The 25,597-nt window shown below is 73.4% G+C and carries 20 protein-coding genes and 1 CRISPR repeat array; of the genes, 6 read left to right on the top strand and 14 right to left on the bottom strand.

Features of this window, described 5'->3' with window-relative positions:
- Positions 1-25: 25 nt before the first annotated feature.
- From J5X07_RS02920 to J5X07_RS02910, 3 genes are all read right to left on the bottom strand, one after another.
- Positions 26-772 carry an ABC transporter permease gene (locus J5X07_RS02920; RefSeq protein WP_124934665.1) on the bottom strand — a complete coding sequence of 249 codons (747 nt, stop codon included), beginning with the start codon at positions 770-772 and terminating at the stop codon, positions 26-28.
- Positions 769-1,569, bottom strand: coding sequence for an ABC transporter ATP-binding protein (locus J5X07_RS02915; protein ID WP_424924079.1), 801 nt, complete (start codon positions 1,567-1,569; stop codon positions 769-771). The genes J5X07_RS02920 and J5X07_RS02915 overlap by 4 nt, the downstream gene beginning before the upstream one ends.
- Before the next feature lie 95 nt (positions 1,570-1,664).
- Positions 1,665-2,279 (bottom strand): TetR/AcrR family transcriptional regulator, encoded by a 615-nt coding sequence (locus J5X07_RS02910; RefSeq protein ID WP_208478614.1) that lies wholly within the window; start codon positions 2,277-2,279, stop codon positions 1,665-1,667.
- A gap of 724 nt (positions 2,280-3,003) precedes the next feature.
- Here J5X07_RS02910 and J5X07_RS13350 point away from each other — a divergent pair.
- Entirely contained in the window at positions 3,004-5,316 is a 2,313-nt protein-coding gene (locus J5X07_RS13350; RefSeq protein ID WP_208478613.1) for a helix-turn-helix transcriptional regulator, read from the top strand.
- A 68-nt stretch (positions 5,317-5,384) separates the two neighbouring features.
- Here J5X07_RS13350 and J5X07_RS02900 read toward each other — a convergent pair whose 3' ends face one another.
- Positions 5,385-6,143: a 16S rRNA (uracil(1498)-N(3))-methyltransferase gene (locus J5X07_RS02900; RefSeq protein ID WP_208478644.1), complete on the bottom strand. Its 759-nt coding sequence runs from the start codon at positions 6,141-6,143 to the stop codon at positions 5,385-5,387.
- A gap of 243 nt (positions 6,144-6,386) precedes the next feature.
- Between J5X07_RS02900 and J5X07_RS02895 the strand changes: the two genes are divergently transcribed.
- Entirely contained in the window at positions 6,387-7,181 is a 795-nt protein-coding gene (locus tag J5X07_RS02895; protein WP_208478612.1) for a YggS family pyridoxal phosphate-dependent enzyme, read from the top strand.
- 29 nt (positions 7,182-7,210) lie between these two features.
- Here J5X07_RS02895 and dnaJ read toward each other — a convergent pair whose 3' ends face one another.
- Together dnaJ and hrcA are read right to left on the bottom strand one after the other, a co-directional pair.
- Positions 7,211-8,332 (bottom strand): molecular chaperone DnaJ, encoded by a 1,122-nt coding sequence (gene dnaJ, locus J5X07_RS02890; RefSeq protein WP_208478611.1) that lies wholly within the window; start codon positions 8,330-8,332, stop codon positions 7,211-7,213.
- A 54-nt stretch (positions 8,333-8,386) separates the two neighbouring features.
- Positions 8,387-9,496 (bottom strand): heat-inducible transcriptional repressor HrcA, encoded by a 1,110-nt coding sequence (hrcA, locus tag J5X07_RS02885; protein ID WP_124934658.1) that lies wholly within the window; start codon positions 9,494-9,496, stop codon positions 8,387-8,389.
- Positions 9,497-9,625: 129 nt separating this feature from the next.
- Between hrcA and J5X07_RS02880 the strand changes: the two genes are divergently transcribed.
- The gene (locus J5X07_RS02880; protein WP_208478610.1) at positions 9,626-10,693 is read left to right on the top strand and encodes a DUF3097 domain-containing protein; all 1,068 of its coding nucleotides are present in this window, start codon (positions 9,626-9,628) and stop codon (positions 10,691-10,693) included.
- Positions 10,694-10,723: 30 nt separating this feature from the next.
- On the opposite strand, the gene J5X07_RS02875 is transcribed toward J5X07_RS02880, so the two are convergent.
- The 7 genes from J5X07_RS02875 to lepA all read right to left on the bottom strand — a co-directional run bounded on the left by J5X07_RS02875 (position 10,724) and on the right by lepA (position 19,205).
- On the bottom strand, positions 10,724-11,338 hold the full coding sequence (locus J5X07_RS02875; protein ID WP_208478609.1) for a VOC family protein: 615 nt from the start codon (positions 11,336-11,338) through the stop codon (positions 10,724-10,726).
- Positions 11,339-11,401: 63 nt separating this feature from the next.
- Positions 11,402-12,811 (bottom strand): sodium:proton antiporter, encoded by a 1,410-nt coding sequence (locus J5X07_RS02870; protein WP_208478608.1) that lies wholly within the window; start codon positions 12,809-12,811, stop codon positions 11,402-11,404.
- Positions 12,812-12,971: 160 nt separating this feature from the next.
- Positions 12,972-13,805 carry a DUF2189 domain-containing protein gene (locus J5X07_RS02865; RefSeq protein ID WP_243896360.1) on the bottom strand — a complete coding sequence of 278 codons (834 nt, stop codon included), beginning with the start codon at positions 13,803-13,805 and terminating at the stop codon, positions 12,972-12,974.
- Positions 13,806-14,014: 209 nt separating this feature from the next.
- Entirely contained in the window at positions 14,015-15,331 is a 1,317-nt protein-coding gene (gene hemW / locus J5X07_RS02860; RefSeq protein ID WP_341769384.1) for a radical SAM family heme chaperone HemW, read from the bottom strand.
- Positions 15,328-16,353 carry a tRNA (guanosine(46)-N7)-methyltransferase TrmB gene (gene trmB / locus J5X07_RS02855; RefSeq protein ID WP_208478607.1) on the bottom strand — a complete coding sequence of 342 codons (1,026 nt, stop codon included), beginning with the start codon at positions 16,351-16,353 and terminating at the stop codon, positions 15,328-15,330. The genes hemW and trmB overlap by 4 nt, the downstream gene beginning before the upstream one ends.
- Before the next feature lie 11 nt (positions 16,354-16,364).
- Positions 16,365-17,240 carry an MOSC domain-containing protein gene (locus J5X07_RS02850; RefSeq protein ID WP_243896359.1) on the bottom strand — a complete coding sequence of 292 codons (876 nt, stop codon included), beginning with the start codon at positions 17,238-17,240 and terminating at the stop codon, positions 16,365-16,367.
- Between the two features lie 87 nt (positions 17,241-17,327).
- Entirely contained in the window at positions 17,328-19,205 is a 1,878-nt protein-coding gene (lepA, locus tag J5X07_RS02845; RefSeq protein WP_322783187.1) for a translation elongation factor 4, read from the bottom strand.
- Positions 19,206-19,406: 201 nt separating this feature from the next.
- Here lepA and J5X07_RS02840 point away from each other — a divergent pair, with 201 nt between their 5' ends.
- The gene (locus tag J5X07_RS02840) at positions 19,407-20,207 is read left to right on the top strand and encodes a hypothetical protein (RefSeq protein ID WP_208478606.1); all 801 of its coding nucleotides are present in this window, start codon (positions 19,407-19,409) and stop codon (positions 20,205-20,207) included.
- Between the two features lie 112 nt (positions 20,208-20,319).
- Positions 20,320-20,865, top strand: a complete 546-nt coding sequence (locus J5X07_RS02835; RefSeq protein ID WP_243896377.1) for a DedA family protein — start codon at positions 20,320-20,322, stop codon at positions 20,863-20,865.
- 505 nt (positions 20,866-21,370) lie between these two features.
- A CRISPR array of direct repeats spans positions 21,371-21,838; the repeat unit is 37 nt; unit sequence GTCTCAATGCACCTTATGGCGCGGGGTGCCTTCTGAC.
- 476 nt (positions 21,839-22,314) lie between these two features.
- Here J5X07_RS02835 and J5X07_RS02830 read toward each other — a convergent pair.
- Complete coding sequence (locus J5X07_RS02830; protein ID WP_208478604.1) at positions 22,315-23,310, bottom strand: pirin family protein; 996 nt, start codon at positions 23,308-23,310, stop codon at positions 22,315-22,317.
- A gap of 516 nt (positions 23,311-23,826) precedes the next feature.
- On the opposite strand from J5X07_RS02830, the gene J5X07_RS02825 reads away from it, so the two are divergent.
- Positions 23,827-25,596, top strand: coding sequence for an anthranilate synthase component 1 (locus tag J5X07_RS02825; protein ID WP_208478603.1), 1,770 nt, complete (start codon positions 23,827-23,829; stop codon positions 25,594-25,596).
- The last annotated feature ends 1 nt before the right edge of the window (position 25,597 follow it).

The following is a 25,597-nucleotide window of genomic DNA, read 5'->3' as shown; positions in this document are numbered from 1 at the left end:
GGCAGGGCTGGAGAGCAGGACGGCCTCAGCGGGTCCGGCGCGGGGTCGTCATGGCGGCCAGGGCCAGCACCACCAGGCAGAGGCACACCAGGAACGCCATGTTCCGCAGGTAGTCCCCGGTGACCTCGGCGTGGGCGGTCAGCTCGCCGATGGCGTCCAGCGACCAGCTCATGGGCAGCACGTCGCTGACCACCTCCAGGGCCCGGGGCAGCTGCTCGCGCGGCACCAGCAGCCCGCACAGGAACAGCTGGGGCGAGATGACCACCGGCATGAACTGCACCGCCTGGAACTCCGTGCGGGCGAAGGCCGAGACCACCAGCCCCAGGGCCACGCCCACCAGGGCGTTGACGAGGGAGGCGAGCACCACCCAGCCCCAGGCGGCCTCGATGCGGACATCCAGCCCCCAGGCCGCCACGGCGCACAGGATGAGGGACTGGGCCACCGCCGTCAGGGCGAAGGCGGTGGCGTAGCCGAAGAGCAGGTCGGTGCGGTGCGCGGGGGTGGTCCACAGCCGCTCCAGGGTGCCGCCCGTGCGCTCGCGCAGCATGGCCACGCTGGCGACCAGGAACATCACCACCATCGGCAGGATCGCCATCATCGAGACCGCGATCCGGTTGAACAGCAGGTCCGCTCCCGGGTAGTCGCGGTAGACGAAGTACAGCAGCGTCAGCAGCAGGGCGGGAACCAATGCGATGAGGCCCACCGTGCGGCGGTCGGCCCGCAGCTGGGCCAGGATGCGGCGGGTGGTGGCCAGGTAGCTGCGCAGGCTCATCGCTCCCCCTCCTTCTTCTTCTCGGCCTCCCGCTCGGCACTGCCGTCCGGCGAGTCGCCGCGCTGGATGACGCAGAGGAAGGCGGCGTCAAGGGTCTCCTGGCCGGTGCTGGCCAGGAGGTCATCGGCCGTGGTGGTGGCCAGGATGCGCCCCTGGCGCATGAGGAGCACCCGGTCGCAGCGGAACGCCTCATCCATGACGTGGCTGGAGACCAGGAGCGCGGCCCCCGCCTGCGCCATGGCGCGGAAGGAGTCCCACAGCTCCTCCCGGGTGACCGGGTCGAGCCCCACCGTGGGCTCATCCATGACCAGCAGGTCGGGATTGGCCACCAGGGCGCAGGCCAGGCTCACGCGCCCGGCCTGCCCGCCCGAGTAGCCGGCCACGGGGCGGTCGGCGATCGCTCCCAGCCCCACCAGTGTGAGGACCTCCTCGATGCCGCGGGCGCGATCCCCCGCCAGGGCGGCGAAGTACCTGACGTTCTGGCGCGCCGTGAGGTCCCTGTAGACCGCCAGGCCCTGGGCGACATAGCCGACGCGCCCGCGCGCGGCGCGCGCACCGGGGGCGTGCCCCAGGACCCGCACCCGCCCCGAGTAGTGCTGGACGCCGACCAGCGTGCGCATGAGGGTGGTCTTGCCGCAGCCCGAGGGCCCCAGCAGCCCGGTGATCGTACCGGGCTCGATGCTCATATCCAGGCTGTGCAGGATCTCCTGGCCGCCACGGCTGACGCTGAGCCGCTGGGCCTCCACGACCGCCCGGCCACCACCGCCCCCGGAGCCGGCCGGGCTCTCCCCCTCCATGCTTTTCATCATGTGATGAATATAAGGGGTGCACCGCTCCCTGTCCAGGGAGGAGGTCGATCCGCGCGCTGCCGGGCCGTCGCCCGCCCCGCGCCCTACTCGCCCTGAGCGCCGGGCAGCTCCCCGTGGGCGTAGCGCTGGATGGTGGGGCCGATGAGCGCCACCGCCTGCTCGACGTCGAGGCCCGCCACCTGGTCCATCCGCCCCACCCATCGGGCCATGCCCAGCCCGAGGATCTGGCTGGAGATGAGCTGGGCCCGCAGGCGGGCGCGGTCCGGGCTCAGGCTTCCGGCCAGGGAGGCCAGCACGCCCTCGGTGAGGTAGTCGCGCAGGGGCTCCAGGCCCCCCGGGCTCTCCAGGGCCGCGCGCAGCACCGCAGCGAAGCGGTCCCCGCCGACCTCGTCCCACAGCGAGACGAAGGAGCGCACCACCCCCTCCCCGATCCGCTCGGGGGGCAGGGCGGCCACGGCCGCGATCCGCTCACTGAGATCCAGGGGAACACCGGCCTCATCAGCGATCACCGCCTGGGCGAACAGGGCGGCGCGGTCCGGGAAGTAGTGGTGGATCAGTGCCGGGTCCACGCCCGCCTCCCGCGCCACGCCTCGTAGCGAGGCCTGATAGCCCTGACGCGCGAAGGCCCTGCGAGCCGAGTCCAGGATGGCCTGGCGCGCATCGGGGGAGCCGGCCGGGCGCCGTCCCCGCGGACTCATCGAAGGCCCCCCGCCGGGGTCAGCCCCGCGCGGGCCCGGCGATCAGCGCCCTTCACCGCGCGGGCGGCCCATCCGGCCCTGGCGCGCACGAGCCGGCGCCGCATCCTGAGCCCGTGCCGTCCAGCCGCCCTTGGCGCCATCCGCGCCCCTCCTCGCACTCGCCCGCTTCCGCGATCCGCACCGACCGGCTGATCGCCCTCATCGCCTCGCGCGGGGAGCCCCGCGCGAGGCCGGGCATCCCGCACCCGGCGCCCCGACTCTGCCACCGCCCGCCGCGCCCGGGCATGAGGCGCTCCGCAGGGCGCCCGCGCCCGTCGCCCGCACCGGCCGCCCGAGGCATCTCTCACCCGGCACATCCCAGGACTGAAGTCCTACTCCCGTCCTGCTCCGTGGTGGTGCGAGCGTCACGCTCAACGCCCCCGCGCCTGCGCCCTGCCGGGCCCCCAGGCACCGACTCAGCGGTTTTCTTGTGCGATCCCACGGATGTCACAGTCCGATCACAGTGGCGCCGCGGGCACCGGGCGGGCCCAAACCGCCGTCGCCTCAGGTGAGGCGTGCACGCCAGGGGCCGAAACCTACCCTCCAGGGCCCGGGACCACTTATGGTGGTCGCCATGTACGACAAGGTCAAAGCACGGGCCAGTTTGTACAGTTTTCTTGTGGACTGCCGCAAAGGGACCTCCCCGGCAGCGGCAGGCCTGGCCCATAGCAGCTCTCCGCGGCGCGTGCCCAGTATCCGCCGCGACGAGCTCGCAGCCGTGCTCGGCGTCGGCACGGACTACTACGCCGATCTTGAGCGCGGCCTGCTGGAGACCCCGATCCCGGCCGACCTGGAGGACCGGATCGCCCGCGCGCTCCACCTCGAGGGCGAGTACCGCCAGGAGCTGGCGACCCGGCTGCGCGATGTCTACGAGGTGAGCCAGGACGATCCCTCCGCACCCGCCCAGTCCGCCGGGCGGCACCGGGCCCCCGCCGAGCCGGACTCGGGCCCCCCGGCAGACAATCAGCCCACAGCCCCGCTGGACCCGGCCGCCTGGTCGACCGCCCCCTCGTCGCAGCAGGACCGGGCCGCCGAGCCGGCTGCGCCGACGGCGGTCCCCGCGCCGCAGGCGCAGCCCGCGCAGGCGATCGGCTACGGCATCGTCCCGGAGGCCGGCCAGGCCCCCGCCGCCGCCGGCGGCACCGCGGCAGGCGCCTCGCCCGGCGCCTCAGCGCAGGCCGAGGCCCCCTTCTCCTTCCCCTCGTCCTCCCGGACCCAGCCGACCGGGCCCAGGGCGGCGGGGAGCCAGGCGGCACCGCCGGCGCTGACCGGGGCCGCGCCCGAGCAGCCCGCAGCGGCCTCGGCCTTCTCCCCGGTGGGATCCCCGCCCGGCTCCTCCCCCGCATCGGCCCAGACCGGCTCCTGGTCCGAGCCGCTGACGGCGCCGCTGTCCACATCCCAGTCCACCTCCCAGCCGGGGACCGCCTCGGAGTCCCCCGATCCGCTGTCCGCGCCCCTGACCGCGCCGCTGTCGGCCCGCTCGGCCGAGCCGCCGCCCGCAGCGGCCCTCTCCACCGGCCCCCTGTCCGCGCCCTCGGCGGCGCCCTGGTCGGCCTCATCGGCCGCTGCGCTGTCCGCACCCTCGGCGGCGCCCCTGTCCGCGTCCTCGGCCTCCACCGACCAGTGGTCCTCCCCCCTGGTCCCCGTGGAGCCGCAGGCCTCCCCTGCGGCTGCCTCGCCCCACGCCCCCTCCCGGGAGGCCCTGCCTCCTGCCTCGGGGCCGGGCACCGGATCCCAGCCGCAGGTGACCCCCGCGCAGGAGCAGCCGGCGGCCCCGGAGGTCTGGGAGCACTCGGACCGCTGGCCCGGCCTGCGGCCCTCGGCCACCGTCTCCGCCTCGAACCCCGGCCGGCCCGCGCCGCCCCAGCCCTCACGCCCGGCAGCGGCGCAGCCCGCACTACCACCATCCGCACTCGCACAGCCCTCGCCCGGGCAGGCCCCGCCCGCCGCGTCCCCGCAGGCCCCGACGGTGCAGCCCCAGCCCGGGCCAGTGCCCTCGGCAGCGCCGGCGGCCGGCTTCGGCCAGGGGGCCCAGGCGGTCCAGACGGCCCAGCCCGGCCGGTCCATCCCCTCGGCCCACTCAGCGCAGTCGGCCCAGTCAGCCCAGTCGGCCCAGATCGGGCCGCTCCACCCCCAGGGCCGGGCGCCCGATGAGCTGCGCGCCGCCTTCGCCCACGCCCGCGAGCCCGGCATGACCGGCCCCCAGCCGCGGGTGCACCAGCCCTCCCAGGCCCCTGCATCCCCGGCAGCAGCGCCCGCCGCCTTCGCCCACGCCCGCGAGCCCGGCATGACCGGCCCCCAGCCGCGGGTGCACCAGCCCTCCCAGGCCCCTGCATCCCCGGCAGCGGCGCCCGCCGCCTCCGCGGCCGCGCCCATCGGCTACCCGGCCGCCCCCGACCAGACCGGTCCTCAGGGCATCCAGGCCCCCACGGCCTCCCCGCAGGCCCCGCAGCCGGCGATGCCCCAGCAGCGGGCGCAGTCGCCCAGGCCCGCCATGGCGCAGTTCCTGGAGACCTTCGACACGCCTGCGCTGCTGCGCAGCCGCACCCTGGGCCTCCTGGCGGCCAATCGGAGCGGCTCGCTGCTCTACGCCCCGGTCCTGCAGTGGGGCGGCGGGCACGGCCAGCACGTCAACCTCCTGGAGTTCGCCCTGGTGGCCGGCCAGGCGCGGGAGTTCTGGCCGGACTGGCGGGCCGTGGTCGCATCGGCGATGAGCGAGCTGAGCCTCATGGCCGAGCAGCACCCCGACGACGCCGAGGTCATCAGCACCGTGGGCTCACTCATGACCTCCAGCCGGGACTTCGGGCGCATGTGGTCGGAGGCCACGCCCCAGCGGCTGGCCAATGAGGGCGTCGAGACCATCAACCACCCGCACCTGGGCGTCGTCGAGCTGCCCTACCGGGTCCTGTACATGGACGAGGACGGCAGCCACGTGGTGGTCTACGCCCCGGTCCCGGGCTCAAGCGCGCACGCGGCCATCAAGCGCCTCACCGAGTAGGACGAGTAGGGCCGGGCGGCGCCCGGCACCACGGCCGGCGCCGTCGTCGTCACCGGGGCCCGGGCGCCTCAGCCCCACAGGCCCTCGCGCTGGGCCAGGACGGCCAGGGCCACCGGGCCGGCCGAGGCGGTGCGCATGACGTGGGGGCCCAGGCGGACCGTCACCGCCCCGGCCGCCTCCAGGGCCGCGGCCTCCTCATCGGTGATCCCGCCCTCGGGCCCCACGATCACGGCCAGCCCCGGCCGCCCGTCCCAGGACCCGGCAGGCGGCGCCGGGGCGGGCAGCGAGGCCAGGGGCGCCGTCCCCTGCTCGTGCAGGACGGCGACCACGCCCCCGCCCGCGACGCACCGGCGCACCCATGCGGCCAGCTCCCCGGTGGAGCGGACCACCTCCACCGTGGGGATGACGGCGCGGCGGGCCTGCTTGGCGGCCTGCCAGGCGGTGGCCTGCCAGCGCTGGCGGCCCCTGTCGCGCTTGGGCCCCTGCCACAGCGACACGCAGCGCGAGGCCTGCCAGGGAAGGATCCTCTCCACGCCGACCTCGGTGGCAGTCTCCACGGCCTGCTCATCGCGCCCGCCCTTGGCCAGGGCCTGGACGAGGGTGAGGACCACCGGCTCGCCCGCCTCCTCCACGCGCTCGACGACCCGCGCCCCCAGCCGGTCCTTGGCGCCCGCCCCGGCATCGGTGACCAGGCAGCGCAGGCGCAGCCCGGCACCGTCGACGAGATCCACCCGCTCGCCGGCGCGCAGGCGCCGCACGGTGATGGCGTGGCGGGCCTCGGGGCCGGTGAGCACGAGCTCGGCCCCCTCAACCAGGTCCCGGCCCACAGCGCCGAGCGGTTCAGCCGGCTGCTCGGGACCGGGCCGCTGGGCCGGCCGGGCTGCGGCAGCGGCCGGCCCGGTGGCCGGCCCGGTGGCCGGCCCGGTGGCCGACTCGATGGTCCGGGCGCTGAGGATGAAGACGGGGGCGCTCACGCCCCCAGCCTACGGGCGGCGACGGCGCCGAGCAGCAGCGCGGGCACGGCGCCGCCGCCGCACCGCCGGTGCGCTGCGGGTGTAGCGTCATGGCCCATGACCCAGCCCTCGACCCCTGCGCCTGCGGGCGCCTCCTGCCCCGTCACGCCCGAGGACTTCTCCCGCAGCCTGGAGGCGGTGCGCGGCCGCATCGCCGGGGCCGCCCGGCGGGCGGGGCGCGATGCCCGGGCCATCCGCCTGCTGCCGGTGTCCAAGACGGTGCCCGAGGAGCGCCTGCGGGCGGCCTTCGCCGCGGGCGTCACCCAGATGGGCGAGAACAAGGTCCAGGAGGGCCTGCGCAAGAGCCGGGGCCTGGCGGACCTGGGGATCCACTGGGCCCTCATCGGGCACCTGCAGACCAACAAGGCGCGCGATGCCGCCGCCTTCGCCGACGAGTTCCAGGCCCTGGACTCCCTGCGCCTGGCCCAGGCCCTCCAGCGCCGCCTGGAGGCCGCCGGGCGCTCCCTGGAGGTCTATGTGCAGGTCAACTCCTCGGGCGAGGACTCCAAGTCCGGCCTGGAGCCCCACCGGCTGCCCGCCTTCCTGGAGGCCCTGGCCGACTACCCGGCCCTGCGGGTGCGGGGCCTGATGACCCTGGCCGCGCGCACCGATGACCGCGAGCGCGTGCGGGCCTGCTTCCGGCTCATGCGCGAGCTGCGCGATGCCGCCCTGGCGGAGGGGACGATCGGCCCCGGCCTGCTGTCGATGGGGATGAGCGGGGATATGGAGCTGGCGATCGAGGAGGGCTCGGACTGCGTGCGGGTGGGGCAGGCGATCTTCGGGGCCCGGGCCGCGCTCCACTCCCGCAAGCGGCCTGAGCACGGCGGGCCCCAGGCGGGCGCGCCCGCCTGAGGGCCAGGGCCCCGGGCGGCCCTGGCGGCTCAGCGCCCGGAGAAGCGCTCCTTGAGCTTGCCCATGACGCCCTCGTCCTTGGCGGGGGCGATGTCGTCCTCGCCGCGCAGGCGGGCCAGCTCGGCCAGGAGCTGGCGCTGCTTGTCGTCCAGGCGGGTGGGGGTCTCCACGACGATGGACACGTGCAGGTCGCCGCGGCCCTTGCGGCGCAGGCGCCCCACGCCCAGCCCGTCGAGGACGACCTCGTCGCCGGGCTGGCTGCCGGCCCTGACGGTGACCTGCCGGTCGCCGTCGAGGGTCTGGAGGGTGAAGGAGGCGCCCAGGGCCGCGGCGGTCATGGGCACGCGCAGCTCGGTGTAGAGGTCGTCGCCGTCGCGCTCGAGGAACTCGTGGGGCTTCTCGTGGATCTCCAGGTAGAGGTCGCCGTGGGGGCCGCCGGCGGGGCCGGCCTCGCCGCGGCCCGACATGCGGATGCGGGTGCCGGTGGACACCCCGGCCGGGATGCTGACCTCCAGGTCCTGGCGCACGTGCCTGCGCCCCTCCCCCGAGCAGTCCTTGCAGGGGGTGACGATGACGGTGCCGTAGCCCTGGCAGCCCGGGCAGGGCGAGGCGGTCATCACCTGGCCCAGCAGGGTGCGGGTCATGCGCTGGATGGAGCCCGTGCCGTTGCACTGCGAGCAGGTGACGGGCTCGGTGCCCGGGGCGCAGCATGAGCCCCCGCAGGTGGTGCAGGTGGCGTAGGTGTCCACGGGGATGGTGCGGGTGGCCCCGAAGGCGACGTCGGAGAGCTCGACCTCGACCGCCACCAGGGAGTCCTGTCCCCGGCGGGCGCGCGAGGCGGGTCCGCGGGCGCCGGCCGCGCCGCCGAAGAAGGACTGGAAGATGCCGCCCAGGTCGCCGAAGTCCGCGCCCGCGAATCCACCGTTGAAGCCGCCGCCGCGCAGGGCGTCCTCGCCGCCCAGGTCGTACATCTGGCGCTTGTCGGCATCGGAGAGGACCTCGTAGGCGGTGGAGACCTCCTTGAACTCCTCCTCGTGCCCGGGGCCGGCGACGTCGGGGTGCAGCTGGCGGGCCTTCTTGCGGTAGGCCTTCTTGATCTCCTCGGCGCTGGCGTCGCGGCTCACGCCCAGCACCTCATAGTAGTTGGTCACGTCAGGGGTTCCTTCATCTGCTTCTGGGTGGTCTGATGATCACGGAGCCGCGGTCTAGGGGGCCGGGTCCTGGCTCTCGGGAGGGGACAGGAATCGGGACAGGTAGAGGGCCACGGCGCGCACGGCGGCCATGGTGGCGGGGTAGTCCATGCGGGTGGGCCCGATGACGCCCAGGTGGGCGACCACCTCGCCGCTGCGCGGGCCGTAGACGGTGGTCACGACGGAGGCCTCGGCCAGGGCGTCGTCGCGGTTCTCCGAGCCGATGCTCACGCGCACTCCCTCGCCGTCCTCCCGGCGGAGGTCCTGCTGCGAGCTGAGCAGGCGCAGGAGCACCACCTGCTCCTCGATGGCGTCGAGCAGGGGGCCGATGGAGGCGAAGTCGGGGGTGGAGCGGGCCAGGTTGGCGGTGCCGGCGACGACGAGGCGCTCCTCGGCGTCGGGGCTCAGGGCCTCGACCAGGGCCTCGGCGACGGCCTCGAGCAGGGGGCGCTCGTCGCGGGGGGCCTGCTCGGCCAGGGAGGCCAGGATGGGGGCCGCCTCGGCGGCGCGGCGCCCCACCAGGGCGGTGTTGAGCCGGGTGCGCAGGCGGTCCAGGAGCACGGGGTCGATGAGGTGGGGCGCCCCGATGGCCTCGGGGCCCTCGGGCTGCAGCGGCACGGCGGCCGGGTGGCCGGGGGCGATGGTGCGCTGCTCGACGCGGCCGGTGTCGGTGATGATGACCAGCAGGAGCCGGGTGGGGCTGAGCGCCACCAGCTCCAGGTGCTGGAGGGCCGCGAGCTTGAGGCTGGGGTACTCCACGATGGCGAGCTGGCCGGTGAGCTGGGCCAGTGCCCGCACGGTGCGGGCCACCACCTGCTCCAGGTCGACGGCGTCCTCCAGCAGGGCGGTGATCGCGTTGCGCTCGGGTGCCGACAGGGGCTTGATGCGCGCCACCTGGTCGACGAAGAGGCGGTAGCCCTTCTCGGTGGGCACGCGCCCGGCGGAGGTGTGGGGCTGGAGGATGTAGCCCTCGTCCTCCAGGGCCGCCATGTCGTTGCGGATGGTGGCGGGTGACACGCCCAGCCGGTAGCGCTCGGCCAGGGCCTTGGAGCCCACCGGCTCGCGGTTGCGCACGTAGTCGGTGACGATCGCTGAGAGCACCTTGAGGCGCCTGTCATCGGCCATGGGCGCCTCCTTCCTCCCTCGCGCCCGGGCCCAGGAGTCGATCAGCGCTTAGCACTCCGGGGCTGTGAGTGCCATCCTACGCCGTGGTCCGGCGGGTCAGGCCGTGGCATGCCGTGAGGTTCCCCTACCGTGCCGAGGGTGAACACGCCCTACCGCCCGCCCGTCCCCGGAAGCACCGCAGCGCGCCGGGCCGCCCTGCGCGCCCGGGCCGAGCAGTCCGCAGGCCAGTCCCCGCACAGCCCCCGGGGCGGGCAGGGGCGCCAGGACACGCGGGGGGCCCGGGGCGGGGCGCGGGCGCCGTCGTCCTCGGACCGCTACGGCGGGGATGTGCTGTCCGCCGACCCGCACCGGCAGGGCCCCCATGCGGTGCGCCCCGCCTCGGTGAGCATGCCCGTGGCGCGGGGCATGGTGGTCGAGGACCGCCGGACCGGCTTCGTGGGCGCGGCCGTGGCGGTGGAGAAGTCCGGCGGGCAGCACCTGGTGGTCCTGGAGGACCGCCACGGCACCAGGCGGGCCTTCCCCCTGGGGCCGGGGTTCTGGTTCGAGGGACGGCCGGTGATCCTGGACCCGCCGGTGGCGCGACGGCGCCCGCCGGCCGGGCCGCGCAGCGCCGCCGGGAGACGGCTGACGGCCTCGGGCTCCTATGCGGTGGAGGGCGAGCGGGCCCGGGTGGCGCGCGCCTCGCGCATCTGGGTGGAGGGCAGGCACGACGCCGAGCTGGTCGAGAGGGTCTGGGGCGACGACCTGCGGCACGAGGGCGTGGTGGTCCTCATGCTCGACGGCGTGGACAACCTGGTCCCCGTCCTGGAGGACTTCGCCCCCAGCCCCCAGCGGCGGGCCGGCGTGCTCGTGGACCACCTGGTGGCCGGCTCCAAGGAGTGGCGCATCGCCGAGCAGGTGCGGGCCATGCCCGGCGGGGATGACGTGCTGGTCCTGGGCCACCCGTACGTGGATGTGTGGCAGGCGGTCAAGCCCGAGCGCCTGGGGCTGGAGCGCTGGCCGGACATCCCGCGGGGCACCGATATCAAGCACGGCACCCTGGAGGCCCTGGGCTGGCCGCATGCCGACCAGGCCGATATCGCCCGGGGCTGGAAGCGGATCCTGGGGGCGGTGCGCTCCTACAAGGACCTGGAGCCCAGCCTGCTGGGGCGCATGGAGGAGCTCATCGACTTCGTCACCGCGCCCGGCACGCGCTGAGGCCCCGAGCAGCGCGCACCGCCCCCGCCCTCACAGGGTGCTGCCGTCGTCGAAGGCGATCGTGAAGGCGCCTCCGGGCTCCACGAGCTCGAGCCCCGGGTCGTCGCTGAGCCTGAGGACGGTGTCGCGCTTACTCGCAGGCAGCGGGTAGGCGACGCGGGTGATGGCGCTGATCCCGTTGGGGTGGGTGAAGCCCTGCGGCCGGGGATCGGTGCTGAAGTGGCTCATGAGGAAGGGCAGGTCGACGTCCTGGGGGAAGAAGGCCTCGTAGCGCAGCTCCCGCGCATGGGTGTCCACGCGCTTGGTCCTGATGCGCAGGCCCTTGCCGCCCAGCAGTGCCATCGCCTCCCTCAGCTCCCGGTCATCGCCCTCCAGGCACAGGCCGCACAGGCCCTCAGGGCCGCGGTCCCAGGACAGGAAGCGGCGGGCCGCACCTCCGCGGGGGCCCAGCGAGAGCAGGCGTCCCAGGAGCGGCGGCATCCCCGTGCGCGCCAGCAGCTCCAGGTAGGGGCCGTGGGAGAAGTAGATGAGCGCGTTGCACGGCTTCTTCGCCCTGCCGTACTCCACGGCGAATCCCCTGGCCTCGAAGTCGGCCACGGCTCGATCGAGGTCACGAACCTTGTGGATCACGTGTCCCAGCTGCACCTGCTCAGGCTACGCGGGCGCGGGGCGCGATGCCATATGCGGCGCTGAGCCGCTGGGCCCTCCTCAGGCCTTGGGGGCGGCCAGGCCCAGGCGCCGGGAGCGCGCGATGAGCCGCGCGTCGCGCCCCACCAGGATCAGGACCAGGACCGCGCCCAGCGCCGTCCACACCGTGCCCTGGGCGATGAACAGCAGCACCATGGCGGTGATGACCGGGACCAGGTGCTGGAGGGCGCGCAGCACGTAGAAGCCGAAGCTGGGCATCTGCACGCCGTCGGCCTCCGCCACGGCCTTGACCATGAGGTTGGGGCCGTTGCCGATGTAGGTGATCGCCCCGCACAGCACCGCGCCCAGGGAGATGGGCACCAGGTAGGCCTCGGGCACGCCCGCCACGGTGGCGCCACCGGGGTGGGGCACCTGCCCGGCCATCTCGAAGAAGGTCGCGTAGGTGGGGGCGTTGTCCAGCACCGAGGACAGTCCCCCGGTCAGGACGAAGAAGGTGATCCGGTTCAGCGGCAGGCTCCCGGCGACCTCGTCCAGGTAGTGCAGGGCCGGGATCATGGTCAGGAAGATCCCGATGAACAGGGTGGCCACCTCGGCGATGGGCCCCCAGGTGAACTGGTTGTCCCCGAAGCGCACGCCCCGGTCGGTCAGGAGGTAGGAGCCGGCCGCCGCGGCGAGCATGATGAGCTCACGCAGCGGCAGCCAGTCCCCCGCCGTGGCGTGCCCGGACTCGATGGCGTGGAGGTCCACCGAGGGGGCCAGGGCGACGGCGGCGATGATGACGGCGAAGAACGCGAAGTTGAGGGCCCCGCGCAGTCCCAGGGGCTCGATCTGGGTGTCATCGGCCTCCACCGCGGCCACCGGCTCGCGCGAGTAGTAGTAGGAGTCCAGGGCGTAGTAGCCCAGCAGCAGGAGGCAGTTGACGAAGAGCCACTGCGGCAGCAGTGACAGGGTCCAGGTGAAGGGCACTCCGCGCAGGAATCCCAGGAACAGGGGCGGATCGCCCAGGGGGGTGAGCAGGCCCCCGCAGTTGGCCACGATGAAGATCGTGTACAGCACCGTGTGGACCCGGTAGCGCCGCTCCCGGTTGGTGGCCAGCAGGGGGCGGATGAGCAGCATGGCGGCGCCGGTGGTGCCCACGAAGGAGGCCACCAGGCCTCCCACGGCCAGGAAGACGGTGTTGTTGCGCGGGGTGGCCTGGATGTCGCCCTTGAGGAAGATCCCGCCGGAGACGACGAACAGGGCCAGCAGGAGGGTGATGAACTGCCCGTACTCCACCACCGAGGCCAGGACCACCTGCCAGCCCCCGGCCACCCACATCCAGGCGGCCACGGGCAGCCCCAGGGCCAGGGCCACCCCCAGCTGGGTCGAGCGCCGCTCCCAGCGGTGGGCCGTGGCGGGCAGGAGGGGGAGGACGGCGATGCAGGTCAGCATCGCTGCGAATGGGAGGACGGACCACCATTGCAGGTGCATGACTGTCTCCTTGATCGATCAGTGCTCCTGCCTCCACACTACGCCCGCCCTGTGATCGTCAGGCCCGATCGGCGCCGTCGGCCCGATGGGCGGGATGCCTGCCGCGCTCCAGGGCGCCCGACGCTGCGAGGACGGCGCCGGGCGCCCTGGACCGGCGGGATCAGGCCGCCACCTGGCGGCCCTGGGAGCGCACGTAGGCGTAGGCGGTCATCAGCGAGACCAGCGGCACGGTGATCACCCAGCCGATGACGGTCACTGAACCAAGGATCCAGAGGCCGGTTCCCACCAGGGCGAAGGGGAGGTAGGTCCCCACATTGGCGCTCAGGGTCCGCCAGGAGATCCTCATGGCCTCGATGCCGTCCACGCCCCTGTCCGCTGCGGCGTACACGGAGAAGTAGAGCAGGAAGAGCGCGATGATCCCGGGGATGAGGCACAGCAGGGTGCCCACCCCGGCGGCCAGCCAGGTCAGGAATGCTGCGATCAGGGTCCCTCCCAGGTTCGGGAAGGTGAAGAAGTCGGAGAAGGCCACGCGCTGTCCGGAGGCGGCCTTGAGGCCGACGTGGGCGAAGACGATGGTGGAGAGAAGATTCAGCACATAGCCGATGGGCTGGCCGAAGGGGATGCCCAGGCCGTAGGAGACCTCCTCATTATTCACGGTGTACTCGAACTGGAAGCTCAGTACCCCGATCACCAGGGTCCACAGGCCGAAGCCCGCGAGGATGACCGCGGCATTGGAGGTGATGACCGACCACGCCCAGGACAGCGCCTCGCCGACACTGGGCGGCGCCACCGGCACCCCCGGCGCCCCGTAGCCGGGCTGCGGGCCATAGCCGGGCGCGCCGTATCCGGGCTGGGCGGCATATCCCTGCTGGCCGGCTCCTCCCGCGGGGTAGGGCGGGTAGCCGGGCTGCTGCTGGGCGCCATAGCCGGATTGGCCGTCACCTGGCTGCTGGCCGTGGTCGGGGTACTGCGGGTTGGGTGGATAGGTGCTCATAGCCCATCACTCTTCCACAGGTAAGGCCCCAACCGCGGGTGAATGCCGGATCCATGAGCATCCTGGACTGAGGAGATCGGGGCGCCATGGGGCCCTCCTGCCTACTGCTGGCGGTGGTAGGCGCTCCCGTCGGCCCCGGCCCCATGGGCGGCTGGGGCCACGACGCGGGATCAGGGGCCTGTCCCTGGCTCCGCCGGCTGGCGCGGCCGCTACCCGCTCAGGGCCCGGGTGACGGCGTCGGCCATGAGGCGGCCGCGCAGGGTGAGCACGGCCCGGCCCTGCTGGGCGGCCCGCGGCTCCAGGAGCCCATCGGCGAGCAGGTCTGCGACGACGGGCGACAGGTGCGGCGCAGCGCTCCCGGCCGCCATCGCGAGCTGCGCGGGAGCACCGGCCCGGACGATGCCGCGGGCCGGCCCACCGTCGGGCGCCGCGCCGAGCCCCGCCAGATCGATGCCCCGGCGCAGGCGGATGCCCAGCATGATCCGCTCCAGCTCGCGGGACTCGGCGTCGATGACCTCGTGCCCGGCCACCGGCAGGTGGCCTGAGGCGATCTGCCCGGCCCAGGCCACCGGGTGCTTGGTGTTCCACAGGCGCGCATCCCCCAGGTGGGAGTGGGCGCCGGGACCCGCCCCCCACCAGTCCCAGTCGAGCCAGTAGGCCTGGTTGTGCCGGCACTCGTGGCCCGGGCGCGCCCAGTTCGAGATCTCGTACCACTGGTAGCCGGCGCCTGCGAGCACCTCATCGGCCAGCTCGTACTTGGCGGCCTCGTCGTCGTCCTGGGGCATGGGCAGCTCGCCCCGGCGCACCTGGGACCACATGCGCGTGCCCTCCTCGATGACCAGGGCGTAGGCGCTGATGTGGTCCGGGCCGATGCCCACCGCGGCCTCCAGGGAGCGGCGCCAGTCCTCCACCGACTCCCCCGGCGCCCCGTAGATGAGGTCCAGGGAGGTGCTCAGCCCCGCGCGCCGGGCCCAGGCGACCGCCTGCGGCACCCGCTCGGGGGCATGGGTGCGGTCCAGGACGGCCAGCACATGGGGCAGGGCCGACTGCATGCCGAAGGACACGCGCGTGAAGCCGCCCTCGGCCAGTGCCGTCAGGGAGGCCTCATCCACCGAGTCGGGATTGGCCTCCGTGGTCACCTCCGCCCCCGGAGCCAGCCCGAAGCACTCGCGCACCAGCCCCAGCATGGCCACCAGGTCTCCGGCCGGCAGCATCGTGGGCGTCCCCCCTCCCACGAAGACGGTCCGGGCGGGCCGCGGCGGCAGGCCCACGGCGTCCATGGCGGCGCGCGCCGCCCGCATCTCCCCCGCCAGGGTCCCCACGAAGTCCTCGGCGGAGGCCCCCCGCCCCATGTCCAGGTTCGTGTAGGTGTTGAAATCGCAGTACCCGCAGCGCACCCGGCAGTAGGGGACGTGCAGGTAGACGGAGAAGGGGCGGGCCCCGCCGCCGGGGGCGGGCGCGGCGGCCCGCCCCGGCAGCTCCCCCATGCCCGGCAGGGGCGGGCCCAGGGGCTGGGCCGGGCTCACCGCCCCGGCCCCCGGCCCCGCCGCCCGGGGTCCAGGCCCCCCATGGCGCCGGCCTCGCGCAGGCGCCAGGGCTCGCGCTCCGCGGCGTCCCAGGCCGCCCGCTGGGCCTCCAGGCGCTGGAGCATGGAGGCGCCCAGCTCGGGCTCCCAGGCCACCTCGGTGCGCACCGCGCGCAGGTCCCTGATCGTGCGCCCGGCCTCCAGGCCGCGCTGCTCGAAGCGGGTCATCACCCGGCCGGCGAAGCGCTCGCACCAGCCGCCGCGCGCCCCCGAGGGCGAGCCGGGGTCCGGGCCGTTGCCCAGGCTGCCCTCCTCGGCGGTCCGCGCCCCCAGCTCCGCGCGCGCACCGGCGTCGTCATGGCGGAAGTAGGGCAGGGTGGCGTCGGGGCGCAGCCCGGCCGGCAGGGCGGAGACTTCCTCGACGACGTCGCGCATCTGCCAGGCGTAGTCCGCCCAGTCCGTGGCCATGCGCCACACCCCGCCGGGGCGCAGCACCCGCGCCACCGAGTCGGCGAAGGCGGCGGTGACCAGGCGCCGCTTGCGGTGGCGGGGCTTGCGCCAGGGGTCGGGGAAGAAGACCCACACCTCGCTGGCGCAGGCCACCGGCAGGGCCGCGGTCAGCAGCTGGGCGGCGTCGGCGGGCACGACCCGCACATTGCGCAGCCCCTGGCGGGCGATGGAGGCCACCATCCGGGCGATCGCCGTCTCCCAGACCTCGATGGCCAGGTAGTCCGCCCCCGGATGCGCGGCCGCATGGGCCAGGAGCGCCTCACCGCTGCCCGGGCCCACCTCCACAATCAGGGGCCGGGCCTGGCCCACATGCCCGAAGAGCGCCTCCGGCTCCAGGCGGAACCCCGGGGCGACGGTGCGCACGGCGTCGGCGCGCGGCACCTCCACCACGTAGCGGGGGCCGAACTCGGCCAGCGCCTGGGCCTGGGTGGGGGTCAGGCGCCCGCCGGCGCGCGAGTAGGAGCGCACGCGCGAGCGGATGGCGTGGGAGCGGGGCGGGTGCTGCTGGGTCATGGGCCTCCTCCTCATCCGACCGGCTCGTCGGCAGCGGCCAGCAGGTACTTCCTGGTGAACCCGGCGATGACGCAGCCGCCGCGCTCCTGCGCGGCGAGCATCGCCCGGGCGTCGCGGGGGTCGTGGTGGGCGAACCAGCGCCGGCAGCTCACCCCGTGTCCCGGGCTGGCCAGCACCCGCACCTCATCGCCGGCCCGCACCTCGCCCTCCTGAAGGACCGACAGGTAGACGCCCACCCGGTTGCGGGTGGAGAAGGCATCCACCCAGTCCCCCCGGCCCACGCCGCGCGCGAAGGTCGAGCACGGGTTGCGCACCCCCGTGACCCGCACCCGGATGCCGCTGCCCGGCCGCCCGATCCCCAGCACCGCGCCGATCTCGACGTCGTCGATCCCGGCCGCCCCCGCAACGCCCGGCTCCCTGCGGTCCCGGTCCTCACCGGGGCTGTCGATGAGCAGGTTCTCCCCCAGGGCCCCGGGCCGGATCCCGCCCAGAACCCTGGACCAGTGGCGGGCCTCGGCGCCGCTCATCACGTACAGGGCCTTGTCCAGCCCTCCGTGGTGGGCGCGATCGGCCTGCTGATCGGGGATGAGCCCCAGGGCGTTGACCGCCACGGGGCCCTCCACGGCGGCCTTGTGGAGCGCCGAGACCCCGGGCGGCCCGCAGTCCGGGCGCAGCCGGGCCACGGCGCACACCGCGGCCACCGCGCCCACCAGGTCCCCCTGGGCGAAGGGCGAGGGCTCGCCCCGGTGGCGCCCATCGGCGCCCGCGTGGGGCTCCCCCAGGACGCGGGCCAGGTGGCGGGTCAGGGCCAGTCCCGCGCCGTCGTCGGACATGGCGGCGTGGACCGTGCCGCGGCTCACCGGCACGCCGTCGATCTGCTCAACCATCGGAGCCTCCTGCCCCAGTGCTGCGTGACTGCCGTCCTCGGCCGTCCTCACTCGTGATGCCGTGATGAGGCCTCCCGAACCCCGGCCTCACTTGTCCCGGCCGGTGGGCGTGTCCGCCCCCAGGGCGGCGATGAAGGCCTCCTGGGGCACATCCACGCGGCCGATGGCCTTCATGCGCTTCTTGCCCTCCTTCTGCTTCTCCAGCAGCTTGCGCTTGCGGGTGATGTCGCCGCCGTAGCACTTGGCCAGCATGTCCTTGCGCAGAGCGCGGATGGTCTCCCGGGCGATCACCCGGGTGCCGATCGCGGCCTGCACCGGGACCTCGAACTGCTGGCGCGGGATGAGGTCCTTCAGGCGCTTGGTCATCATCACCCCGTAGGAGTAGGCCGCATCCCGGTGGACGATGGCGCTGAAGGCGTCGACCCTCTCCCCGTTGAGCAGGATATCGACCTTGACCAGGTTGGCCTCCTGGGAGCCGTCCATCTCGTAGTCCAGGGAGGCGTAGCCGCGGGTGCGCGACTTCAGGGCGTCGAAGAAGTCGAAGACGATCTCGGCCAGCGGAAGCGTGTAGTGCATCTCCACGCGCGTCTCGGACAGGTAGTCCATGCCCGCCATGGTGCCCCGGCGCGACTGGCACAGCTCCATGACCGTGCCCACGAACTCGCTGGGGGTCAGGATCGTGGCCCGCACCACCGGCTCGGAGACGGTGGAGACCTTGCCCTCGGGGAACTCGCTGGGGTTGGTCACCGTGTGGGTGGTGCGGTCCTCCATGGTCACCTCGTAGACCACCGAGGGCGCGGTGGAGATGATGTCCAGGTTGAACTCGCGCTCCAGGCGCTCGCGGATGATCTCCAGGTGCAGCAGGCCCAGGTAGCCGCAGCGGAAGCCGAAGCCCAGGGCCACGGAGGTCTCGGGCTCGTAGGTCAGGGCGGCGTCGTTGAGCTTGAGCTTGTCCAGGGCGTCGCGCAGGGCGGGGAAGTCCGAGCCGTCCACGGGGAACAGGCCGGAGAAGACCATGGGCTTGGGGTCCTGGTAGCCGGCCAGGGGCTCGGCGGCGGGGGCGGCCGCGGAGGTGACGGTGTCGCCGACCTTGGACTGGCGCACGTCCTTGACCCCGGTGATGAGGTAGCCGACCTCCCCGGCCCCCAATCCGGCCGAGGGCCGGGGCTCGGGGCTGATGACGCCGATCTCCAGCAGGTCGTGGACGGCGCCGGTGGAGAGCATCTCGATGCGCTCGCGCGGCTTGAGGGCGCCGTCGACGACGCGCACGTAGGTGACCACGCCCCGGTAGGTGTCGTAGACCGAGTCGAAGATCATGGCCCGGGCCGGGGCGGCGGGGTCGCCGTGCGGGGCCGGGACGGCCTGGACGATGCGGTCGAGCAGCTCGGGCACGCCCGCCCCGGTCTTGCCCGAGGCCATGAGGACGTCCTCGACCTCGCAGCCTATGAGGGAGGCGATCTCCTCGGCGTGCCGCTCGGGCTCGGCGGCGGGCAGGTCGATCTTGTTGAGCACGGGGATGATGGTCAGGTCCCCCTCGATGGCCATGTAGAGGTTGGCCAGGGTCTGGGCCTGGATGCCCTGGGCGGCGTCGACCAGGAGGACGGCGCCCTCGCATGCGGCCAGGGAGCGGTTGACCTCGTAGGAGAAGTCGACGTGCCCGGGGGTGTCGATCATGTTGAGGGCGTAGGTGCGCATCTCGCCGTCCTCGCCCTGGACGGCCCAGGGCATGCGCACCGCCTGGGACTTGATGGTGATGCCGCGCTCGCGCTCGATGTCCATGCGGTCGAGGTACTGGGCGCGCATGTCGCGGGGCTGGACGACGCCGGTGGCCTGGAGCATGCGGTCGGCCAGGGTGGACTTGCCGTGGTCGATGTGCGCGATGATGGAGAAGTTGCGCAGCAGCTCGGGCGCGGTGGCCGCAGGGCTGACGCTGCTCATCTGCTCTGGCGTGGGGATCGGTGACACGTGTGCTCTTCCTCAGGCGGGCATGGGTCCGGGTCAAGTCTCCCACGTGGCGGAGCCGGCGCCGTCAGGCGCCGATGTGAGACGGGTCGGACTCCCCATGCGGCAGCGCCGCCATCCAGGGCCGAGAGGCCGCCCGGGGCGGGCCGCCGGCGGTAGCCTGCCATCGCACCCCAGTCCTTCCCCTCAATCCCAGGAGGCCCCATGGATGCCACCCCGGTGATCGTCAAGATGGTCCTCGCCATCGTCATCGCCCTCGTCATGACCCTGATCGCCCGTCTGGCCCGGCGCTCGCGCCGCCACGAGCCGGGGCGCGTGACCGGGCCCGCCGCCGTCGGCGGAGCCGGTGGCGCCGGCGGCGCAGTGCAGGCCTTCGAGGTGCCCCGCCAGCGCCCGGCCCCCTCGATGAGGGTGCTCGGCTTCATCATCATCGCCTGCGGCGTGGTGCTCACGCCGCTGGCGGCGCTCATCCCCGACCCCATCGGCATGATCGTCATCGGCCTGATGGGGGTGGCGGTCGTCCTGTGCGGCGTCTACGTCCTGCGCTACTACCACCACAGCAGTCTCGTGGACGCCCCGACGATGACGATCATGACCTCCTGGCGCAGCCGGGAGACGCGGGTGGTCCATGAGGAGATCACCAAGTACCACGCGGCGAACCGGCGCACGGTGGTGGTGCGCGACAGCCGGGGCCAGAAGCTCTCGATCGACCTGGTGTGGTTCAGTGCGCCGCTCCTGGCCCGCCACCTCATGCAGCTGGAGGCCGAGGGGAGGTTCGCCGGCAACCGGATCGGGGATGCCCGCCGGATCGCCAAGGGCCTGAGCAATGTCGAGTACTCCTTCCGGAGGCGCTTCCCCGACCACTACAAGGCGATCCTGCTCCAGGGGCCGGGGGCCAACCCGGCCGCCTTCCAGCGCGATCCCGCCGCCCCGCAGGGCAGGGGCTGGACCGGCCCGGCCTACGCCTCCTGGCTCCAGGCCCTCCAGGCGACGCTGCGGGGGTAGCTGGGGGTGCAGCCGCGGGGTTGCGGTGTGGTCGCGGCCTGCCGGGCCGCACGTGGGTATCGCCGGCATCACTGCGGCCCGCCCCCTTGCTTAGGCTAGCCTGACCCGCGTGATGGACCGGATCAACGAGCTGCCCTACACCTGGGTCTTCCTGTTCTTCTGGTGCGGCGGCATGGCGCGGTCGAACATGTTCTACTGGATCGGGCGCGGCGTTGCGGCGGGCACGGCCCGCAGCAGGTGGGCGGCGATGCTCGATCATCCCCTGTACGCCACGGCCCAGGCCTGGACGGCTCGCTGGGGCGTGCTGGCCATCCCCATGTCCTTTCTGACCGTGGGGCTCCAGAGCTTCATCCAGCTCTCGGCCGGGGTGGCGCGCATGCCCCTGCGGCATTACATCCCGGCCACCGCCGTGGGAGCGGTGGCCTGGGCCACGATCTACACGACCGTGGGCATGGCGGTGCTGGGCGCCTGGTTCTCCAGCCCCACCGGCAGGATCGCCTCGGTGGCGATTCTCGCGGCCTTCGCCACCTCGGTGGTCCTCCAGCACCGCCGCCTCAAGCAGAGCCGCCCGATACGGGCGGGCGCGCGGGCGGCCGGTGAGCATTCCCCCTCCGGCTCTGAGGCTCCCTGGGCCCCTTCTGAGCACATGCGCTCGTAGACGAGGGCAGTTCCGAGGCGCCGCCGCGCGCCCGCCTCTCGCCCCTCCCGGTCACTCCGGCTATGAGGGGCGCACACGCTATGCCGCGGGGTCTCCCGCATCTCGCTGGGTCACCCGCATCCCGCTGACCCAGATAGGCAGATCTCAACGGGCAGAACGCAAGTCACCCAGCAGAAAACGACCAACCCGGCAGAGAACCGACCCACGCGGGGCACCTCCTGACCCACCCCTCGAACCACCCCCTGTGACCAGCAGTGATGCGAGGCGCACTGCTAGAGACCCGTCGAGGCCCTCCCGGTCACTCCGGCTATGAGGGGCGCACACGCTATGCCGCGGGGTCTCCCGCATCTCGCTGGGTCACCCGCATCCCGCTGGCCCAGATAGGCGGATCTCAACGGGCAGAATGCAAGTCACCCAGCAGAAAACGACCGACCCGGCAGAGAACCGACCCACGCGGGGTGCCTTCTGACCCGAGTACGGCAGTTGAAACCCTGTATGCCTGCGCGTCTCAATGCACCTTATGGCGCGGGGTGCCTTCTGACCGGGGCAGGCTCTTAGAGAAAGGATGGGTCATGATCGTCTCAATGCACCTTATGGCGCGGGGTGCCTTCTGACTAACGGTTGCCCGCACGGAGGGCGGGGAATAGAGGTCTCAATGCACCTTATGGCGCGGGGTGCCTTCTGACTCGGTGAGGGATGCTACTCAGACATCATCGATGGTGTCTCAATGCACCTTATGGCGCGGGGTGCCTTCTGACGATCGAGAAGATTCTCGACAGCCTGGGGTTGACGTCTCAATGCACCTTATGGCGCGGGGTGCCTTCTGACTTGGTACTCCAACTGACGAAGGATGAGCTTGAGCTCAGTCTCAATGCACCTTATGGCGCGGGGTGCCTTCTGACCGACAGCTCCATCATCATCACAAAGGGCGGCTACGTCTCAATGCACCTTATGGCGCGGGGTGCCTTCTGACCCACCCCTCGAATCACCCCCTGTGACCAGCAGTGATGCGAGGCGCAGCGCAGGCGACCCGTCGGCACCCTCCAGACCGCCCCGGCACAGACCCCTTTGTACCACATCGGCGCAGGTCAGCACCACAGCGCCAGCGACACCCCTCCAGAGCCCCCGTCACCCGGAATCCAACGAGACCATGCGGAAAAGCCCCCCTCCCCCACCAACATCAGACATCCGATACCCAGGACTCAAGTCCCATAAGCTCCTCCGCTAGTGCCCTCGCACTCCCTCCAGAGCCCCTCCCGGGACCTCCCGCCATCACCCGGGAAAGGCTCATTCATCGGCGTCACAGCCCGGGCGATTCAGCCCCCGAGTCGGGCCCACCGGAATCCCGCCGGGCCGGCCTGCCAGAGAAGACCACATGCCCCGCGCAAAGGCCTCAGGACGCCAGTGCTACCGCGGTGCCACCGCGCTACTAAAGTTCTTCCTCATGGACTACTTGCGCGGCTTGAGCCGGGAGGTGGGCATCGTAGGAGCGGGAAGCGGCTCCGGCTGCCCCGGCGGGAACCGGCCGAAGATCGCGGGCTTTCCGGCGTCGTCGGGGTGCGCGGCCTCGAATCCCATCTCGGCCTGGTAGCGGCGGCGGTACTCGACGATCTCGTCGTGGGTGCGGCCGATGAAGTTCCACCACATGACGATCTGCTCGCCCAGCGGCACTCCCCCGAGCAGGATCACCCGTGCTCCGCCCCGACCCGCGGCGATCTCGAGCGTGTCCGATCCAACGGGTGCGTAGGCCAGGCAGCGGCGCGGGGTCACCACCCCATTCACCGCCACATCAGCGTCCTCGGCCAGCACCGCATGCTCGAAATCCGGACGCACCTCGAGTCTGACGGTCGCGCCCGGGTCGATCAATAGCTCGGCGCCCAGCAGGCCGGGTGTGCGCGTGCGCACCGGGGAGGCCGATCCGAGCAGCTCGCCGATGAACACCCGGGCGGTGACCCCCTCGCCGATCACGGACTCGGGGGCGTAGTGGGCGAAGTGGTTCTCGCTGTGCCGGGTCTCCTCGGGCAGCGCAAACCACAGCTGCACGCCATGCAGCGAGGTGGTCTCGGGCGCGCTGAACTCCTGGTGGGTGATGCCACGGCCGGCGATCATGAGATTCAGCTCCCCGGGGCTCACCGAGGCGGCATTGCCGCCGGAGTCGAGATGATCGATCCTCCCGGTGAAGAGCCACGAGACGGTGGCGAGCCCCGTGTGCGGGTGGCGCGGGACCTGCATGCCGCCGGTCGCCGAGACGTCATCGGGGCCGTAATGGTCCAGGAAGCACCACGCCCCCACGAGCGATCGCCGCCGCTGCGGCAGGGTCCGGTATACGGTCATGGCGCGCAGCCCGCCCAGCGGCACCGGCCGGGGCTCGAGCACCTCGATGTCGGTGCACGGCTGCCCGGGCCCGAGCACAGAGGCGGTGGGGTGGGGGTCGAGATTCGTCATGTCGCTATCCGGCTTCCTTAAGTCCCGCGACCATTCTCATGACCGCACTCCGACGTGCTATTCAGGGGTCGCTGCGACCGCATGATATCCGGAGCAGTTGTCATGACGCCTTCACCGGCGCGCAGTGGCCACCGGCAGCCGCGGGCCAGGATCCTCCAGGCCCGCCCCGCCGGCGCAGCCCCGATGCCCTCCCCGCGCAGGCGGGCATGTGGAGACGCGGCACCGGGCGAACGGCGCCTCTTACATGCCCTCCCCGCGCAGGCGGGAATGCGAGCAGGCCACGGGCAGGTCCCGCGATGCGGACGATTGTGCCGCTCGGCCCACCGCGGTCTACAGTGGCCCCATGACCACGCGGCACACCATCTGGTGGTGGCTCCCCTCAGGGCGAGCCGCCTCATCGCCGCGCTAGGACGCACCGGCTCGCTCACCGCGGGCCACCTCGGCACCATGCGTGAACGGCCCGCCTGACTCCCGCCGTCAAGGACATCCCAGGAGACACTTCAGGAAAGAGGCCCCATGACCCCCACGCCACCGACGCCGGTCACCAGGACCGTGGCCTACCACGCCGACGGCGGCGCCCTCCTCCAGCACCTCGCCCACGAGGGGGTGCTGCGCACCGACCAGGGCCCGCACGGGCAGCGCCCGCGCCCCCTGGACTGCGTCCTGCTGGAGAGCGCCGACATCACCACCAAGGCCTCGCGCACCACCATCGCCGTCCTGGAGGCCTGCGCGCGCCTGACCTGCTGGGGCCCCCAGGTCGTCGTCGAGGCCCTGCCCGAGCACGGCGCACCCGCCGCGGCCCCGGGTCCCAGCCCCGACGGCCTGGCCGCCATCGAGCGCCTGGAGTCCCAGCTGGGCGGGCACGTCGTCGAGCGCCGGGCCGGCCGCCTGGCCCTGAGCCTGCCCACCAGCGCCGACGACGACCCCGCCACCGAGGAGCGGGCCCGCCTCACCGCCCTGTCGACCATCGAGCCCCTGCGCCTCCTGGCCGCCGCCGAGGTCGACCACCCCCACCTGCCCCTGGAGGCCGGGGCCTTCGCCTTCGACTACCTGGCCACCTTCGAGGCCCTGCCCGAGGTCCCCCAGGGCGCCAACACCTGCCCCGACTACCTCTTCTACGACGCGCGCATCATCCTGGTGGTGGACCACCCCACGGCCACGGCCACCCTCGTGGGGGCCTCGGTGGACGCCGCGGGCCTGGAGGCGCGCATGGAGGAACTGGCCACCGCCATCAATGCCGCCGGCACTACCACTGAACCCGCCGCTGAACCCACCGCTGGCACCGCCGGCGCGATCGGGGCGCCCGCCGGCGGACCGGCCCCCGCGGCGGGGCCGCTGCAGGCCACCCCCACGGTCTCCGACGCCGGCTTCGAGCGGGTCGTGGAGACCATGAAGGGGCATATCGCCGCCGGGGACGTCTACCAGGTCGTGCCCTCGCGCGGCTTCACCATCGCCTGCCCCGACGCCCTGGCCGCCTACCGGGTCCTGCGCCGGTCCAACCCCAGCCCCTACATGTTCTACCTGGCCGCCCCGGACTTCGAGCTCTTCGGGGCCTCCCCGGAATCCGCGCTGCTGCACTCGGCGCGCACCGGGCAGGTGGCCATCCGCCCCATCGCCGGCACCAACCCGCGCGGACTGGCGCCCGACGGCGGCATCGACCACGAGCGCGACACCCGCCTGGAGCTCGAGCTGCGCACGGACGCCAAGGAGGTGGCCGAGCACGTCATGCTGGTGGACCTGGCCCGCAACGACGTCGCCCGGGTCAGCCGCCCCGGCACGCGCCAGGTGCGCGACCTCATGCGCGTGGACCGCTACTCCCGGGTCATGCACCTGGTCTCCGAGGTCAGCGGGCAGCTGGCCGAGGACCTCGACGCCCTGGACGCCTTCCGGGCCTCGATGACCATGGGCACGCTCACCGGCGCCCCCAAGCTGCGGGCCGCCGAGCTCATCCGCACCGCCGAGGGTGCGCGCCGCGGCTCCTACGGGGGCTCGGTGGGCTACATCCGGGGCGACGGCGAGCTGGACACCTGCATCGTCATCCGCTCGGCCTTCGTCGCCGGCGGGCAGGCACTGGTCCAGGCCGGGGCCGGGGTGGTGGCCGACTCCGTGCCCGCCAAGGAGGCCGCCGAGACGGTCCACAAGGCCCGCGCCGTCCTGGAGGCCGTGGCCGCCGCCCAGGGCCGGGCCCTGGGGATCAGCGCCGTCGTCGATGCGGGCAGCACCGGCGGGGCCGGCAGCGACGGCGGGGCGGGAGCCCCCGGGACCGAGAGGAGGACGCAGAGGTGAG

Origin of the sequence: Actinomyces bowdenii (assembly GCF_017592395.1) — a bacterium.
GTDB lineage: Bacteria > Actinomycetota > Actinomycetes > Actinomycetales > Actinomycetaceae > Actinomyces > Actinomyces bowdenii.
The sequence above is the reverse complement of the archived record's forward strand: the minus strand, read 5'-3'. Positions and strand labels throughout refer to the sequence as shown.